Annotated in this window: 13 protein-coding genes; 11 read left to right on the top strand and 2 right to left on the bottom strand. The window is 71.3% G+C overall.

All coding sequences use genetic code 11. The annotated features are described in order from the left end of the window. Nucleotides 1–34 precede the first annotated feature (34 nt). A complete protein-coding gene (locus tag EV378_RS13245) occupies nt 35–1,702 on the top strand; it encodes a hypothetical protein (protein WP_132424609.1) in 1,668 nt (555 codons plus the stop codon). A 166-nt stretch (nt 1,703–1,868) separates the two neighbouring features. Next, entirely contained in the window at nt 1,869–3,350 is a 1,482-nt protein-coding gene (locus tag EV378_RS13240) for an aldehyde dehydrogenase (RefSeq protein ID WP_132424606.1), read from the top strand. A gap of 6 nt (nt 3,351–3,356) precedes the next feature. Here the strand turns inward: EV378_RS13240 and EV378_RS13235 are convergent, their stop codons facing one another. Next, complete coding sequence (locus EV378_RS13235) at nt 3,357–3,803, bottom strand: SRPBCC family protein (RefSeq protein ID WP_132424603.1); 447 nt, start codon at nt 3,801–3,803, stop codon at nt 3,357–3,359. A gap of 25 nt (nt 3,804–3,828) precedes the next feature. Between EV378_RS13235 and EV378_RS13230 the strand changes: the two genes are divergently transcribed. From EV378_RS13230 to EV378_RS13195, 8 genes are all read left to right on the top strand, one after another. Next, on the top strand, nt 3,829–4,326 hold the full coding sequence (locus EV378_RS13230; protein WP_207908657.1) for a redoxin domain-containing protein: 498 nt from the start codon (nt 3,829–3,831) through the stop codon (nt 4,324–4,326). Between the two features lie 185 nt (nt 4,327–4,511). Then, entirely contained in the window at nt 4,512–5,870 is a 1,359-nt protein-coding gene (benA, locus tag EV378_RS13225; RefSeq protein WP_132424600.1) for a benzoate 1,2-dioxygenase large subunit, read from the top strand. Next, complete coding sequence (gene benB / locus EV378_RS13220; RefSeq protein WP_132424597.1) at nt 5,867–6,373, top strand: benzoate 1,2-dioxygenase small subunit; 507 nt, start codon at nt 5,867–5,869, stop codon at nt 6,371–6,373. Before benA ends, benB begins: the two co-directional genes overlap by 4 nt. 10 nt (nt 6,374–6,383) lie before the next feature. Next, nucleotides 6,384–8,978, top strand: coding sequence for a benzoate 1,2-dioxygenase electron transfer component BenC (benC, locus tag EV378_RS13215; protein WP_243653433.1), 2,595 nt, complete (start codon nt 6,384–6,386; stop codon nt 8,976–8,978). 166 nt (nt 8,979–9,144) lie between these two features. Next, on the top strand, nt 9,145–10,359 hold the full coding sequence (locus EV378_RS13210; RefSeq protein WP_132424594.1) for a L,D-transpeptidase: 1,215 nt from the start codon (nt 9,145–9,147) through the stop codon (nt 10,357–10,359). 73 nt (nt 10,360–10,432) lie between these two features. Further along, entirely contained in the window at nt 10,433–11,116 is a 684-nt protein-coding gene (locus tag EV378_RS13205; RefSeq protein ID WP_243653432.1) for an HNH endonuclease family protein, read from the top strand. A 179-nt stretch (nt 11,117–11,295) separates the two neighbouring features. Further along, the gene (locus tag EV378_RS13200; protein ID WP_207908656.1) at nt 11,296–13,116 is read left to right on the top strand and encodes a sigma-54-dependent Fis family transcriptional regulator; all 1,821 of its coding nucleotides are present in this window, start codon (nt 11,296–11,298) and stop codon (nt 13,114–13,116) included. A gap of 178 nt (nt 13,117–13,294) precedes the next feature. Beyond that, nucleotides 13,295–14,938 carry a flavin-containing monooxygenase gene (locus EV378_RS13195; protein ID WP_132424591.1) on the top strand — a complete coding sequence of 548 codons (1,644 nt, stop codon included), beginning with the start codon at nt 13,295–13,297 and terminating at the stop codon, nt 14,936–14,938. A gap of 10 nt (nt 14,939–14,948) precedes the next feature. Here EV378_RS13195 and EV378_RS13190 read toward each other — a convergent pair whose 3' ends face one another. Then, complete coding sequence (locus tag EV378_RS13190; protein ID WP_132424588.1) at nt 14,949–16,037, bottom strand: YeiH family protein; 1,089 nt, start codon at nt 16,035–16,037, stop codon at nt 14,949–14,951. A gap of 119 nt (nt 16,038–16,156) precedes the next feature. Here EV378_RS13190 and EV378_RS13185 point away from each other — a divergent pair, with 119 nt between their 5' ends. Next, the gene (locus tag EV378_RS13185) at nt 16,157–16,957 is read left to right on the top strand and encodes a GntR family transcriptional regulator (protein WP_243653431.1); all 801 of its coding nucleotides are present in this window, start codon (nt 16,157–16,159) and stop codon (nt 16,955–16,957) included. Nucleotides 16,958–16,960: the final 3 nt, after the last annotated feature.

Genomic DNA, 16,960 nt, shown 5'->3' with positions numbered 1-16,960 from the left:
CGACCGACGGGATACACGAGGAGAGCACAGCTACATGGGGAACCGCACGCGGCGACCGTTCCGGCGCACGATGGCGATGGTCGTCGCACCTCTCCTGGTGGTCGGCGCGGCGGTGGCGGCCGCCGGGACCGCGGGCGCGGAGCCGGAGCACGCCGACCCGCTCGGGATCCTCGGCCCGGCGGTGCCGTCCGGAGCGGCCGAGCTCGCAGGGCTCGCGCCGCTCCCCACGGCATCGCTGCCCGAGGCCGGTTCCCTCGTCGACGAGATCCTCTCGGTCTCCGGGAGGCTCGGCGTCGGCCAGGACCGCGCGACGGTCCAGCGGGACGTCGACGACGCGAACCTGAGCCCGGAGTCGTCCGGCGCGCTGGCCGGGCTCGTCGCCCAGCTCGGGCTGTGCAACGGCGACACGACGGCCCTGCTGGGGAGGACGTCGCACGCGGACCTGATGGACGGCACGGCGCAGCCCGATCCGGCGTCCGCCGCGGCGCTGCGGGCCTGTGCCGTGACGCTGCGCGGCGCGATGGAGGCCGCCCGCCCGGCGCTCACCGACACCGGTGACGCGAAGCCGCTGCGGATCTGGCCGCTGCTGGCGTTCTCGCCGGGCGAGACCGACGACACGTACGTCGAGGACTACATGCTCACGGTCGACCAGGGTGGGAACGACACGTACCTGAACAACCAGGGCGGCAACCAGATCGACGTCAAGCGCAGCGTGACGAACCCGCTCGCCCGTTACCACGAGCCGGCCCGCGGCTGCCGCCAGACCTACCCGGACTCGCTGTCCGGTCGCGTCCTGAAGGGGCCGGACGGCAGCCGTGTCCCGTCGTTCGACGGTCCGGAGTGCGTCCCGGCCGCCGCCCTGCTCTGGGACATGGACGGCGACGACACCTACGGCGTGCGCGAGGCCCCCGAGTTCCCGGACGACCTGTGCAGCAGCGATCCCGCCGTCCGCCGGTTCGCCACGATCGGCTCCGGCGTCGAGGGCGTCGGCATGCTCGTCGACGAGGCCGGGAACGATCGCTACACCGGCCGCACGGGGACGATGGGATCCGGGCACCTCGGCGGCGTCGGCCTGCTCGAGGACCGCGACGGCGACGACCACTACCTCGCCATGCGCAACGCACAGGGTCTCGGCCTGCTGGTCGGCGTCGGCATCCTCCACGACGACGCGGGCGACGACGACTACGACTACTACATGCCCGGCCCGCTCGACCCGGACGCCGAGTTCCAGACGGACGGCTCCGGCGGCGTGATCGACGACAGCGGGCTCGGCTCGGAGCTGCACGCCAGCCCGAACGACGAGGACAAGGTCGGCGGCCGGTGCGACAACCTCCCGCGGAGCCTGCAGGGCGTCGGGATCTTCGTCGCTCCGGCGCTCGGACTGCTGGTCGACTCCGCGGGCGACGACACGTACCGCGCGGCCGGCTACCGCAACCAGGAGGAGGGCCTCCCGACGCAGGCGGTGCCCGGGCTGATCCGGTTCGCGCACGGCTCGCAGGGCAGCGGGTTCCTCGGCGGCATCGGCGCGATGCTCGACCTGGCCGGGACCGGTGACCGGTACCTGCGCGAGGAGGGGCAGCCCGCCGACGACCGGCACAACGGCCAGGTGCTCGGCCCGAAGCCGGACCTCTCGTTGGAGAAGGAGGGCTCCCTGACGAACGGCGAGCCGCTCGACCTGTCGCTGTTCGTCGACACCGAGTGAGGCGGCCGGAACGCACCGGAGGGTCGCATCCGGATCGAAACGTCCGAAGTGGACGGTCCGGGCGCTGCGCTCGCGCGTCTGTTCTGGCGCGGCCTGTCGACACAGGGCCCGTTCACTAGTAACACTGAGACTAGGGAACGCCTCGTCACCACGGACAGGAGCCGCCATGAGCATCACCGACGACACCAGGGCACCCCTGCGGAGCCTCGACCGGTTCTTCATCGGCGGACAGTGGGTCAGCCCGTCCACGGACGCGACGATCGACGTGATCGAGGCCGCCACCGAGCAGCTGTACTACCGGATCGCGGAGGCCCGCGAGGCCGACATGGACCGCGCGGTCGGCGCGGCGGCCGAGGCGTTCCACGAGGGCCCGTGGCCGCGGATGAGCCACCAGGAGCGGGCCGGGTACCTGCGTGCGATCGGCGAGAAGCTGCGGGAGCGGGCCGCGGACGCCGCGGACATCTGGCCCCGCGAGTCCGGCATCCTGCACGCCTCGGCCAGGGCCGGGACGGCGCAGACCGGCAAGATCTACGAGTACTACGCGGGCCTGGCCGACACGTTCGACTGGACGGAGCCCGCGACGCCGCAGGCCGGCGCGTGGGCCGAGATCGTCAAGGAGCCGGTCGGCGTGGTCGGCGCGATCATCCCCTGGAACGGTCCGCCCGGACTGATCGCGTGGAAGGTCGCTCCCGCCCTGATCGCGGGCTGCACGGTCGTGCTGAAGAACTCGCCCGAGGCGCCGGGCGCCGGCTACCTGATCGCCGAGATCTGCGAGCAGATCGGCCTGCCGCCGGGCGTCGTCAACGTCGTCACGGCCGACCGCGAGGTCTCCGAGCTGCTGGTGCGTGACCCGCGCGTCGACAAGATCGCGTTCACCGGGTCGACGGCCGCGGGCAAGCGGATCGCGTCGCTCTGCGGGGAGCGGATCGCGCGCTGCACGCTGGAGCTGGGTGGCAAGTCCGCCGCGGTCGTCCTGGACGACGCCGACCTCGCCGAGGCGGCGAGCGTGCTGTCCGCGGCGGAGTGCAACATCTCCGGCCAGGTGTGCTCGTCGCTGACCCGGATCGTGGTCACCCGCAACCGGCACGACGAGCTGGCCGAGGCGCTCGCGGCGACGTTCTCCCAGGTCCGGGTCGGTGACCCGTTCGACGAGGCGACCCAGATGGGCCCGCTGGCGATGCAGCGCCAGCGTGACCGCGTCGAGGGCTACATCGCCACCGGCGTCCGGGAGGGCGCGCGCCTGCTCACCGGAGGCGGCCGCCCGAAGGGCCTGGACAAGGGCTGGTTCGTCGAGCCGACCGTGTTCGCCGGCGTGGACAACGCCTCCACGATCGGGCGCGAGGAGATCTTCGGCCCGGTGCTCTCGGTGATCCCGGCCGACGACGAGGAGCACGCGATCCGGATCGCCAACGACACGAACTACGGCCTGAACGCGTCGGTGTTCACGCCGGACGTCGAGCGCGCCCGCGCCGTCGCCCGCCGCCTGCGCTCGGGGACGGTGGGGCACAACGCCCACCGCACCGACTTCTGGGTCGGGTTCGGCGGCTTCAAGCAGTCCGGCCTCGGCCGCGAGGGCGGCGTCGAGGGCCTGCGGATGTACCTGGAGAACAAGAGCGTGATCCTCAACGAGGTCCCGCCGGGGAGCTGACCGTCCTCAGGCGACGGCGGCGGCCAGCCGGTCCACCGTCCGCATCATCTCCGCGTAGCTGACCTGCGGGAAGCGGACGAAAAGATCGGGGTCGACGACGTCGCTCCAGTCGTAGACGTGCGTCACGACGGTCCGGTCCGGGCCGTCGGGCGCCAGCCGGAACGTCCAGGTGTAGCCGAGGTGCTCGCCGTCGACCTCGGTGGTCGCCCAGCCGACGGTGGTGCCCGGCTCGAGGATCGTGACGATGTTGTCGGACCGGTAGTCCGAGCGGCCCGGACGGTCCATCGACATCCGGAACCGTTGTCCCACCGCGGTGATCCGCTCGCCGGACACCAGCCCCAGCACCGTGCCGGACCCGTCCAGCTCGTGGTGCCGGGACGGGTCGGTGAGCAGGTCGAACATCGCCTCCGCCGGTGCGTCGACGACCCGTTCCACGACCTGCCGTGTGTCCATGCCGCGAGTCTAGGAGGGTGGGAGCGTGACGATCTCCCTCTCACCGCAGCGCCGCTACCGGGAGAAGGCGCCGGCGTGGCGGGTCGCGCAGTGGTTCAACAGCGACCCGCTGACGCTCGACGACCTGCGCGGCCGGGTCGTGCTCGTCGAGGCGTTCCAGATGCTGTGCCCCGGCTGCGTCCGGTACGGCCTCCCGCAGGCCGACCACATCTCGCGGGTGTTCGGCGACGATCTCGCCGTGATCGGGCTGCACACGGTGTTCGAGCACCACGACGCGATGACCCCGACGAGCCTGGCGGCGTTCCTGGCGCAGTACCGGGTGCGGTTCCCGGTCGGGGTGGACGCCCACGAGCCGCCCGACCCGGAGCCGGTCACGTTCGGGACCTACGCCATGCAGGGCACGCCGACGACCCTGCTGATCGACCGCGACGGGATCCTGCGCGGCCAGCAGATGGGCGCGATCGACGACATGGTGCTGGCGGCTGCGGTGGCCAGGCTGATCGACGAGCGGCCCGCGGGCTGACGGCGCCGGTCCGAAGCCAGACCTGAAGCGTCTGGCCGCATCTTTGCAGGTCACGGGCGCCCTGGGAGGTACCCCAGGTCAGCACTAGGCATCTGTCCGATGCCCGTGCCGTCCGGTCCCGGCGACAGTGTGACGACGCCGCGCCGGGGACCGACGGAGTGTCCCCCCACCACAGGAGGACTCCCATGACCGAAGACCTCACCCACGTGGAGTCGATCGTCGACTCCGCAGTCGTCGAGGACCGGGACGCGGGGGTCTACCGGGCCAACCGGCGGATCTTCACCGACGAGGAGATCTTCGAGCTGGAGATGGCGCACATCTTCGAGGGGAACTGGATCTTCCTGGCGCACGAGAGCCAGCTGCCGGACCCCGGCGACTACTTCACCACCTACATCGGCCGCCAGCCGGTGATGATCACCCGCGACAAGCAGGGCGAGCTGCACTGCATCATCAACGCCTGCGCGCACCGCGGCTCGATGCTGTGCCGTCGCAAGACCGACAACCGGATGACGATCACCTGCCCGTTCCACGGCTGGACGTTCCGTAACGACGGCAGGCTGCTCAAGGTCAAGGACCCGGACGGTGCGGGCTACCCGCCGAACTTCGACACCGACGGCTCGCACGACCTCACGCACGTCGCGCGCTTCGACTCCTACCGCGGCTTCCTGTTCGGCTCGCTGAACCCGGACGTGCTTCCGCTGGACGAGCACCTGGGCGACGCGACGAAGGTGATCGACCTGCTCGTCGACCAGTCGCCGGAGGGCCTGGAGGTGCTGCGCGGTGCGTCGACCTACACGTTCGACGGCAACTGGAAGGTGCAGACCGAGAACGGCGCCGACGGCTACCACGTCTCGTCGCTGCACTGGAACTACGCGGCGACGACGTCGCGGCGCGAATCCGGTGAGTCCACGAACGACACGAAGGCGCTCGACGCGGGCAGCTGGGGCCGCTCCGGCGGCGGCTACTGGTCGTTCCCGAACGGGCACCTGTGCCTGTGGACGTTCGCGGGCAACCCCGAGGACCGTCCTCTGTGGAGCTCGATGGAGGAGCTGAAGGAGAGGTTCGGCGAGGCCAAGGGCGAGTTCATGGTCAAGGGGTCCCGCAACCTGTGCGTGTACCCGAACGTCTACATCATGGACCAGTTCTCCACCCAGATCCGGCACTACCGGCCGATCGCGCCGGACCGGACCGAGGTGACGATCTTCTGCATCGCGCCGAAGGGGGAGAGCGACGAGGCCCGCGCGCACCGGATCCGCCAGTACGAGGACTTCTTCAACGCCTCCGGCATGGCCACCCCGGACGACCTGGAGGAGTTCCGCGCCTGCCAGCTGACCTACCGCGCGACGGCCGCGCCGTGGAACGACATGAGCCGCGGAGCGGAGCACTGGCTCACCGGACCGGACGAGGTCGCGACGTCGCTCGGCATGGACGGCGTGATCTCCGCCGGTAAGAAGAACGAGGACGAGGGCCTCTACCCCGTCCAGCACAGCTACTGGCAGCAGGTGATGCGGAGCGCGATCGCGAAGGAGGTCGCTGCGCGATGACCACCACCGAAACGCACATCACCCAGAACACGATCGAGCAGTTCCTCTACCGCGAGGCGCGCTACCTCGACGACCGCGAGTTCGAGCGCTGGCTCGAGTGCTACGCCGACGACGTCGTCTACTGGATGCCGTCCTGGGACGTCGACGACCGGCTCACCGAGGACCCGCAGCGCGAGATCTCGCTGATCTACTACGGCAACAAGGGCGGGCTCGAGGACCGGGTGTTCCGGATCCGCACCGAGCGCTCGTCGGCGACGTCCATCCCGGAGCCGCGGACCAGCCACAACATCTCCAACGTGGAGGTGATCGAGCGCCGCGGCGATCTCGTCGACGTCCGGTTCAACTGGCACACGATGTACTTCCGCTACAACACGATCGACCCGTACTACGGCACGTCGTTCTACACGATCGACTTCAGCGGGGACGCCCCGCTGATCCGCCGCAAGACCGTGGTGCTGAAGAACGACTACATCCACCACGTCGTGGACGTCTACCACTTCTGAGGAGAGCGCAGTGACCACCACCCATCAGGTGGCGCTCTCCTTCGAGGACGGTGTCACCCGGTTCGTGACCTGCACGGAGGACCAGAGCGTCGCCGACGCGTCGTACCGGTCCAGGATCAACATCCCGGTGGACTGCAGCGACGGCGCCTGCGGCACGTGCAAGGCGTTCTGCGAGTCCGGCGACTACGACGGCGGCTCCTACATCTCCGACGCGCTCTCCGACGACGAGTCGGAGCAGGGCTACCTCCTGGCCTGCCAGGCGAAGCCGCGCTCGGACATGGTCGTGCAGATCGCGACCACGTCCGCCGTCGCGAAGACCAGCGCGGCGACGCACACCGGCATCGTCACGGCCGTGAACCGCCTGTCGGACACCACGGTCGACCTGCGGATCGAGGTCGCCGAGCGCGGCAGGCTGGCGTTCCTGCCCGGCCAGTACGTGAACATCGCCGTGCCGGGTACGGACGTCACGCGCTCGTACTCGTTCTCGAACGGTCCCGACGACCCCGAGCTGACGTTCCTGGTCAAGGTCACGCCCGGCGGGATGATGTCGGACTACCTGACCGAGCGCGCTGCCGTCGGCGACGAGATCGAGCTGACCGGCCCGCACGGCAGCTTCTTCCTGCGCGAGTCGGACGCCCCGCTGCTGCTGCTCGCCGGCGGGACCGGGCTGGCGCCGATCCTGTCGATCCTGCGCACGCTCGTCGCGATCGGCAGCGAGCGGCCGGTGCACCTGGTCTACGGCGCCACCACCGACGAGGACGTCGTGGAGCTGGACACGCTGCGGAGCCTCGCCGCCGACGGCATCCTGACCTGGGAGTACTGCGTCGCCGACGAGAACACGTCGGCCGAGCACCAGGGTTACGTGACGTCGCTGATCGGGCCGGAGCACTTCCACGACGGCGATGCCGCCGTCTACCTGTGCGGTCCGCCGCCGATGGTGGAGGCGGTCCGCGGGTTCCTGTCCGAGGAGGGGCACGAGCCGTCCGGCTTCTACTACGAGAAGTTCGCGCTCGCCGCCGTCCCGGACGAGAAGGCGGAGCCGGAGCCGCAGGCCGACCGTGCCGGTGAGCAACGGGACGGCGATGCCGAGCCGCCGCACGGCGCGGAACCCCGTGAGCCCGACGAATCAGCGTGGCAGGTCCTCGGGCAGCGGGTCGCGTCCGCGTGGCTGTCCGCCGCGCCACCGTCCGGTGTGGACGACGGTGACGACGAGCTGCTCGTGCACGGGGACGCCCGTGGGATGCGGACGCGCGAGATCCTGCCGCGCAGCGACATCGCACCGCTCACGGTGCGGCAGGTGGACGACACCGTCGTCGCCGACGGGTACGTCATCGGCGAGGAGCACCCCTCGATCCACTCCTCGGACGCGATCTTCGACGCCCGTCAGGGACTCGAGCTCGGCGCGCTGGAGCTGGTGATCGGGCGGCTGACGACGCAGCAGGTCTCCGGCTACCGGCTGCTCGCCCAGGCCACGGTGCCCTATGTGGACACCGACAACGAGCGGTTCACCGACGCGCACGCCTACACCGAGACGAACGCCGCGTTCCACGACTACCTGTTCACACTCACCGGCAACGAGCACCTGCTGCGCGCCTACCAGGCGCTCGGCGTCAAGGGCGCGATGGAGGAGACGCTGCGCTCCGCCGTGTGGTGCCATCCGGACTGCGCGCAGGACCACCTGGACATCGTCGACGCGTTCGAGGCGGGTGACCGGGACCGGGCGCGCACGCTGATCGTCGACCACGCCCGGAACTCGAAGGCGACGATGCGCCAGGCCATGCGGGACCGGCGGGCGAGACGCACGCCGCGCCCCCGGTTCGTCTCGCCGGGCCGGTTCGACGGCAAGGTCGTCCTCGTCACCGGTGCGGCACAGGGGATCGGGGAGGCGACGGCCCGGCGGATCAACGCCGAGGGCGGCACGCTCGTGCTCGCCGACCGCGCCGGGAACGTCCACGAGCTGGCCTCCGAGCTCGCCGAGGACGACGCTCCCCGGGCGTTCGGCGTGACCGGCGATCTGGAGACGTGGGCAGGCGCGCAGGCGGCCGTCGACGCGGCGGTCGCCGAGTTCGGCCGCGTCGACGTCGCGATCCACACCGTCGGCGGCACGATCTGGGCCAAGCCGTTCGAGCACTACCCGCCGGACCAGATCGAGGCCGAGATCAACCGCTCGTTGTGGCCGACGCTGTGGGGCTGCCGCGCGGTCGCCCCGCACATGATCTCCGCGGGCGGCGGCACGATCGTCAACGTCTCCTCGGTGGCGACCCGCGGGCTGAACCGGGTGCCGTACGCGGCGGCCAAGGGTGGCGTCAACGCGATCACGTCGGCGCTCGCGCTGGAGCTGGCGCCGCACGGGATCCGGGTCGTCGCCACCGCACCGGGCGGCACCGAGGCGCCCCCGCGGCGCAACCCGCGCGGTCCGGCTCCGCAGACCGAGCAGGAGAAGGACTGGTACCGGACGATCGTCGACCAGACGACGGAGTCGGCGCTGATGAAGCGCTACGGCACGGTCGACGAGCAGGCCGCGGCGCTGTGCTTCCTGGCGTCCGACGAGTCGTCGTACATCACCGCCACCGTGCTGCCGGTGGCGGGAGGCGACCTGGGTTAGCACGCGTGAGCGGAGCGTTCCGCCCCTAAACGGACGAGGCCGGACATCGCTGTACACACTGGTCAGAGGCCTCCCCCTACGGGCGCGAGGGCCCCGGGTTGTGACACGCTCGGTGGCGGCTGCATCGGTGCAGGCATCGTTGGTCACGTGGTGAGGAGTGCACTGGATGGCCCGTCCCGCCCGGCGCCGCTGGGTCCCGCTCGTCCTCGGGATCGCGGTGCTCGCATCGACCGCCCTCGGTGTGACGGTGGCGCTGGACCCCGGCGCCGCCGCCGAGGCACAGAACGGCGTCGCCGCCGTCGTGTCCGGTAAACCGGTCCCGGCCGCTGTGACGGTCACCCCGGCGTCCGGGACGGCACTCGCGCCGTCGGACCCGATCACGGTGCAGGCGGCCGGCGGCGTGCTCCGCGCCGTGCACGTGACGAACACGGCCACCGGCAAGGCGGTCGAGGGGCGCATGGGTCCGGACGGGCACTCCTGGACGTCGACGGGCGACCTGGCCTACGCGGGCACCTACCGAGTCGGTGTGGACAGCGCCGGGGACGACGGCACGCCCGCCCACCAGGACGACACGGTCACGACCGTCGCACCGGCGGCCCAGGCCTACCCGTCGCTGATCCCGGCGCCCTCGACGGCGGCGGCGTCGGTCGGCGTCGGCCAGCCGATCGTCGTCCGTTTCGACCACCCGGTGCACGACCGCGCGGCGACCGAGAAGCACCTGCACGTCACGTCGTCCCCGGACCAGGCGGGTAGCTGGTACTGGATCTCCGACTCCGAGGTGCACTACCGCCCGAAGGTCTACTGGAAACCGGGCAGCACGCTCACCGTGAACACCGACCTGTACGGCGTCGACCTCGGCAAGGGCGTGTACGGCGCGACCGACCGGACCGAGACCGTGCACGTCCACGACGCGTGGGTGGCCAAGGCCGACGGCGGCGCCGAGCAGATGCAGATCTTCGACAACGGCAAGCTCGTGAAGACGATGAAGATCAGCCTCGGCTCGCCGGGCTTCCCGTCGCACACCGGCCCGCACGTCATCTCGGACAAGCAGCCCACGATCACGATGGACTCGTGCACCTACGGCGTGTGCCAGGGCCAGCCGGGCTACTACAACGAGAAGGTCGACCTCGACGAGCGGATCTCCAACGACGGCGAGTTCGTGCACTCCGCGCCATGGTCGGTCGGGCAGCAGGGCAACTCGAACGTCTCGCACGGCTGCGTGAACCTCGCCCCGGCCGACGCCCAGTGGTTCTTCGACCACTTCGGGATCGGCGACGTCGTGGAGATCACGAACTCCGGCGGACCCCCGCTCCCGGTCTACGACACCTACGGCGACTGGGAACTGGACTGGGCGAAGTGGCAGGAGGGTTCCGCCCTCTGACCCACCCCGGGCGGGACCGGCACGGCGCGTCGGTGCCCGGTTCGGCCGGCCCGACCGGGCAGAGTCTCCGACCGTGACGGGACGTGGTGCGGCGCTGCGGGTACTGGCCGGCATCGTGCTGGTCGCGCTGCTCGGCGGTTGCTCGCTCGCCGGGTCGTTCGACGCCGTCGTCGCCCCCGGGGCGCCGGCGCCCGCCGGGTCGGCGGCGCAGGCACTCGACCGGCTGCCGGTGAAGGGCCGCGCGCCGAAGACCGGGTACGCCAGGGACCGGTTCGGCGAGTCGTGGGCCGACGTCGACCGCAACGGCTGCGACACCCGCAACGACGTCCTGGCCCGCGACCTGACCGCCACGACGCGTCAGGGATGCAAGGTCCTCACCGGCTCGCTGCACGATCCGTACACCGGCGCGACGGTGGCGTTCCGGCGCGGCGCCCGCACGAGCGAGGAGGTGCAGATCGACCACGTGGTGGCGTTGTCGAACGCCTGGCAGACCGGCGCCGCCCAGCTCGCTGACGACGAGCGCGAGCGCCTGGCGAACGACCCGCTGGGGCTGCTCGCGACGCAGGGGTCGGTGAACGAGTCCAAACGCGACGGTGACGCCGCGACCTGGCTGCCGCCCTCGACGGGAGCCCGGTGCGGGTACGTCGCCCGGCAGGTGGCGGTGAAGACCCGCTACCGGCTCTGGGTGACGCCACCGGAGCGGGACGCGATCGCGCGGATCCTCTCCCGGTGCCCGGACCAGCCGCTCCCACGCTAGGAGACGGCCCGAAGGACGGGATGCCGGTGATCGCCCGGGGCGGCGCTGCGAGAGGCCCGCACGATCGCCCGCTCCGGGCGGTTCTGTCGCACATTCGGACAGTGTCGGCACGCACCCGGCTGATTGACTCGCGGACTTAGACTTGACCTGGGCTTTCGTCGACGCTGAGGAGGCCGGCCGTGCAGACGACCCCGGAGGGGCGGCTCCGCACCCAGCGCGAGCTCGCGCTGGACGGCGGTCTCGGCGAGGACGCCGCGTCGGCTCGCGCGTTCCGCGAGGAGATCGTCTCCTCGTGGCGCCGGTGCCAGGTCGTCGGCGTGGTGCCCGCCGGTCAGGACGTGCCGTACCAGCCGGAGTTCGAGCGCCCCAACCGTCTCCTGCGCGCCGCGGAGCCGGTCATCGACCGGCTCGCCGAGCAGATGAGCGAGGGACCGGTCTCGATCCTGCTGGCCGACTCCGAGGCTCAGATCATCGACCGGCGCCCCGGCATGCGGACGCTGGAGAAGGCGCTCGACAAGGCCATGGTCGCGCCCGGGTTCTCCTACGCAGAGGAGTTCACCGGGACGAACGGCATCGGCAGCGCGCTGGAGGAGCGCAAGCCGTTCGTCGTGTCCGGTGCCGAGCACTTCCGCGACAACCTGACGGAGTTCACCTGCATCGGCTCCCCGGTCCGGCACCCGATCACGGGGTCCGTGGAGGGCGTCCTGGACGTCACGTGCCAGGTCGACGAGACCCACGGACTGATGAAGCCGTTGGTCCTCGCCGCCGTGCGGGAGATCGAGTCCCGGATCTACGCCGACGCGTCGCGGCGCGAGCAGATGCTGCTCGAACGGTTCGTGCGGGCCAGCCGCCGGTCCACCGCGGCCGTCGTCACGCTCAACGAGGACGTCGTCATGGCCAACACGGCGGCCTCCGGCCTGCTCGACCTCTCCGACCAGGCGATGCTCTGGGACTGGGCCTGCCGGATCCTCGGCACGCAGGACGAGTACACCGGCGAGATCACGCTGTCCCACGACGTCGTCGTGCAGGCGAGGGCGACGCGCGTGGGGGAGCGGGGCTCGACCGCGGGCGTCGTCCTGGAGATGCGGCCGCGGCAGCGGGTCGACGGCGGGTGTTCGACCGCTCGCCCCGGCAGCCGCCGGCGGCGTAGGGAGCCGGACTCCCATCGGGACGCCCTGCCAGGACGCAGCGTCGCGAGCGTCCGTCTGCGCGACGACGTCGAGGCCGCCATCGCCGCCGACCGGCCGCTCCTCGTCTGTGGCGAGCCGGGGTCCGGGAAGCTGTTCGTCGCGTCCCACATCCACGGCCGCCGCAGCCCGGGGGAGTCGCTGACGGTCCTGGACGCGGTCGCGTCCCACGACGACCCGGACGCATGGGTCGCGCGGCTGACGGTCAGCATCGCCGCTCCCGGAACAGTGGTGCTGCGCCACCTCGACGACCTGGCCCCCGCGGTCGCGGCACGGGTCGCGGGAGTGGTCGAGCAGGTGGAGGGCGCCCGCCTGCTGGCGACGGCGCACGGCCGTGGCGGCCAGGGCCCCGCCGACCGCGTCCTGGACCACTTCCCGGTCTCGGTCACGGTGCCGCCCCTGCGCTACCGCGGGGAGGACATCGCCGACCTCGCTCCGCACCTGCTCCGCGCGCAGGGCATGAACCGGACCGCGCCACGGCTGCAGCCGCAGACGCTCCGGACCCTCGTGACGCTGGACTGGCCGGGCAACGTCCGCGAGCTCGAGGCGGTCCTGTCCACGGCGGCCGTGCGGTCGCTCGGATCCGACATCGGGCACGAGCACCTGCCGCCGGAGTACCGCTCGGCCGGGCGGTCCGGTGGGTCGTCGCTGCGACGCGCGGAACGCGACATCGTGCTCGAAGCGCTCGCCGAGACGCAGGGCAACAAGCTCGCCGCCGCCGAGCGGCTCGGGGTGGCCCGCTCCACGTTGTACCGCAAGATGCGCCTTCTCGGAATCGACGAGAAACACCTGCCGGCCGCCGGCCGCGGCTGAACTCACCTACACCGAGGGCCCGCGCTGGTACGACGGCACGCTGTAGTTCGTCGACTTCTCAGCACCCCCTGAACGCATTCACTGACGCGATTTCGGACAGTTCCCGGCCGTCGCCGTCCCTACCGTCCGACGGGACGAGTGACCGGTCGCCGAAACGACCAGAAAATGAGGAGTTGCCATGACGACAGCGACGTCTTCCGCCGACGCCCGTAGCGACGGCAAGGAATCCGACGTTCTCGACGTACTCGTGGTGGGCGGTGGATTCTCCGGCCTCTACCAACTCGACCGGTTGCGCGATCTCGGCTACGACGTCAAGGTCTGGGACGCCGCCGGTGATTTCGGCGGGATCTGGTGGTTCAACTGCTATCCGGGAGCGCGCACGGACACGGTCGCGCACATCTACCAGTTCGCGCACAAGGACCTGTGGAAGGACTTCGACTTCCCGGAGCGCTACCCGGACTTCGCGACGGTCCGGGAGTACTTCGAGCACGTCGATCGCAAGCTCGACCTGAGGAAGGACGTCGAGTTCAGCACGTTCGCCTCCCAGGCCCAGTGGGACGAGGACGCGCGTGAGTGGACGGTGTTCTCCTCGGACGGCAGGCAGCAGAAGGCCCGCACCGTGCTCGTCGCGACCGGGTTCGGGGCGAAGCCGCTGTACCCGACCATCCCCGGGATGGAGACGTTCTCCGGCGAGTGCCACCACACGGCGCGCTGGCCGCAGGAGGGTCTCGACATGACCGGCAAGCGGGTCGTGGTCATCGGTACCGGCGCCAGCGGCGTCCAGGTCGTGCAGGAGGCCGCTGCGGTCGCCTCGCAGGTGGCGGTGTTCCAGCGGACGCCGAACCTGGCGCTGCCGATGCGCCAGCGCGCGCTCGACCACGACGACAACGAGGCGGAGCGTGACGGGTTGCCGGAGCGCTTCGTGGCGCGGCGGACGGCGTTCGCCGGCTTCGACTTCGACTTCACCCCGGAGAACGCCGCCGACGCCACGCCGGAGGAGCGACGCGCCCTCTACGAGCGGTTCTGGGCGCAGGGCGGGTTCCCGATCTGGCTCGGCATGTACCAGGACCTGCTCGGTGACGAGGAGGCCAACCGGACGTTCTACGACTTCTGGCGGGAGAAGGTGCACGAGCGGGTGCACGACGCCGCCACGGCGGAGCTGCTGGCGCCGACGGAGCCGCCGCACCCGTTCGGGGTCAAGCGCCCCGCGCTCGAGCAGAACTACTTCGACGTGTTCAACCAGGACAACGTCCGCCTGATCGACCAGAACGACGAGCCCGTCCTGGAGATCGAGCCGAACGGTGTGGTCACGAAGAACGGCCTGATCGAGTGCGACGTGATCGCCCTCGCGACCGGTTTCGACAACAACCGTGGCGGCATCCTGGCCATCGACATCCAGGGCGTCGACGGCGAGCGCCTGCAGGAGAAGTGGCAGAACAAGGTCGACACGTTCATGGGCCTGTCCACTGCCGGGTTCCCGAACATGCTGTTCCTCTACGGCCCGCAGAGCCCGTCCGGGTTCTGCAACGGCCCGACGTCGGCGGAGTACCAGGGCGACATCGTGATCGAGCTCCTCGAGTGCATGCGGGAGCGCGGAGTGACCCGGTTCGAGTCGTCCCGGGAGAGCGAGACGGAGTGGACCGAGCACCTCGACGGGTTGTTCGACGGATCGCTGTTCACGAAGGCCCGGTCCTGGTACTGGGGCGCGAACGTGCCGGGCAAGCCCGCACAGATGCTGAACTACTGTGGTGGCCTGGTCTCCTACTTCGGCAAGTGGGACGAGGTCAGGGGGCAGGGGTTCAAGGAGTACGACGCCTCGTGACGGTGCCGGGTCAGAGCGTCCCGGTCAGTGCCTGCAGGCCGAGGCTGCTCGCGGCGACCAGCACCCACAGCACGGCGCCGAGCAGCAGCGGCCGGATCCCGGCGTGCCGGATCTCCGACGGCTGCATGGACAGCCCGATGCCGGCCAGGGCGGTGGTGATGAGGAACGTGCCGACCGCGGTGAGCGCCGGGTGCCACGCCGCCGGGATCACCCCGACGCTGGTCAGCGCGGACGTGGCGACGAACCCGACGAGGAACAGCGGGACGAGCTTCCGCCAGGGCAGCCGGCGTTTCTGCGCGGCGTCGCCCGCACCAGCAGGCTCGGACACGGCGGCCTCCCGGCGGGCGGCCCACATCGCCAGTCCGACGACGATCGGGATGATCATCAGCGTGCGGGTGAGCTTGACGATGACGGCGTACGACCCGGCGTCCCCGCCGTAGGCGTACCCGGCCGCGACGACCGACGACGTGTCGTTGATCGCCGTGCCGGCCCACAGCCCGAACGCGTGCGGGTCGAGCCCCATCAGATGCCCGAGCTGCGGGAACGTCAGGACGGCCGCCACGTTGAAGACGAAGATCGTGGCCACCGCGTAGGCGACCTGTGACTCCTTCGCGCGGACCACCGACTGGGTCGCGGCGATCGCCGAGGCACCGCAGATCGCGGTGCCGACGCCGATCAGCAGCTGCGTGTCGCCGCGCACTCCGAGCAGGCGTCCGGCGACGTACGCGCCGGCCAGTGCCACGGCCAGCGTGCCGAGCATGACCGGGAGCGAGCCCATCCCGACGTCGGCGATCTGGGACAGCGACAGCGTCGCGCCGAGCACGACGATCGAGGTCTGCAGCACAGGACGGGAGGCGAACCCGATCCCGGGACGCATCCGCGGGCCCGGGCGCAGGACGACGGCGACCACCAGGCCGAACACGATCCCGAAGACCGGCCCGCCGACGACCGGCAGCGCCGTCCCGGCCGCCGTGGCGGCAGCGGCGACGGCGAGGGCGACCAGGAGCCCTGGCGACCGGCTGCGGAGCCACTGCGCGGCAGCCGATCCGGCCTCCTGAGCCGTGCCCACGGGGTGGTGCAGGTCCAGGTGGAACGCCATCCGCCAGCCCTCCCGGCTAATGTCCGAACATTTCCGCGGAGAATGGTAGCGCGATCTCGGGCACGGCGCGACCTAATGTCCGGACATCTCCTGCGTGGACAGGTCCGTACATTTGGGGCGTGGCATCGGATCAGGCGACGGCCGGCCCGGCCCCGCTGCGCGAGCGGCCCGAACGGCTGCTGTGGGAGCGCCTGCTCGGCGACCTGCGACGACGCCTGGCCGCCGACGAGTTCTCCGAGGGCTTCCCCGGCGAGCTCGCGCTCGTCGACGAGTACGAGATCAGCAGGCACACGGTGCGGCAGGCACTGAAGGTCCTGCGCGACGAGGGTCTGGTCGTCGGGGCCCGCGGGCGCCAGTCCCGGCGGGGGGAGCCGGAGGAGATCGTCCAGCGGCTCGGCGCGCTCTACAGTCTCAACGAGTCGGTCCGCGCCATGGGGCTCGACCAGCGCAGCGAGGTCCGGGTGCTGGACACCCGCGCCGACGGCGTCGTCGCCACCCGCCTCGGGCTCGAGGAGTCCACGCGCCTGGTCCATCTCGAGCGGCTCCGGTTCGCCGACGACGAGCCGCTGGCGCTGGACCGGGTCTGGCTGCCGCACGCGCTCGCCGCACCGCTGCTGGGTGCGGACTTCACCACGGGCGCGCTCTACCAGCGCTACGCCGACGTGTGCGGGGTCGTGCTGACCGGCGGCCGCGAGGAGATCCAGCCGATCCTCCCGACGCCCGCCGAGCAGCGGCTCCTCGGCGGCGGCGCGGCGACGGTCGCGTTCTCGGTGCACCGGCTCGGCACGTCGCACGGGCGACCCGTCGAGTGGCGCCACACGCTCGTGCGTGGCGACCGCTTCGTCCTGCGCACCGACTTCGCCGCCCGCGACGGGTACCAGCTCGACCTGGTGGCGTCACCGGGCCGCGCCGGGAGATAGCCG

The sequence above is a fragment of the Pseudonocardia endophytica genome, assembly GCF_004339565.1.
Taxonomy (GTDB): Bacteria; Actinomycetota; Actinomycetes; order Mycobacteriales; family Pseudonocardiaceae; genus Pseudonocardia; species Pseudonocardia endophytica.
This window is presented reverse-complemented; position numbering and strand designations above follow the sequence as displayed.

Bases quoted from the DNA above. Each gene is read 5' to 3' on its own strand.
- EV378_RS13240 (WP_132424606.1), top strand. From the start codon at position 1,869: ATGAGCATCACCGACGACACCAGGGCACCCCTGCGGAGCCTCGACCGG.
- EV378_RS13245 (WP_132424609.1), top strand. From the start codon at position 35: ATGGGGAACCGCACGCGGCGACCGTTCCGGCGCACGATGGCGATGGTC.
- EV378_RS13195 (WP_132424591.1), top strand. From the start codon at position 13,295: ATGACGACAGCGACGTCTTCCGCCGACGCCCGTAGCGACGGCAAGGAA.
- benA (WP_132424600.1), top strand. From the start codon at position 4,512: ATGACCGAAGACCTCACCCACGTGGAGTCGATCGTCGACTCCGCAGTC.
- EV378_RS13210 (WP_132424594.1), top strand. From the start codon at position 9,145: ATGGCCCGTCCCGCCCGGCGCCGCTGGGTCCCGCTCGTCCTCGGGATC.
- benB (WP_132424597.1), top strand. From the start codon at position 5,867: ATGACCACCACCGAAACGCACATCACCCAGAACACGATCGAGCAGTTC.
- EV378_RS13190 (WP_132424588.1), bottom strand. From the start codon at position 16,037: ATGGCGTTCCACCTGGACCTGCACCACCCCGTGGGCACGGCTCAGGAG.
- EV378_RS13235 (WP_132424603.1), bottom strand. From the start codon at position 3,803: ATGGACACACGGCAGGTCGTGGAACGGGTCGTCGACGCACCGGCGGAG.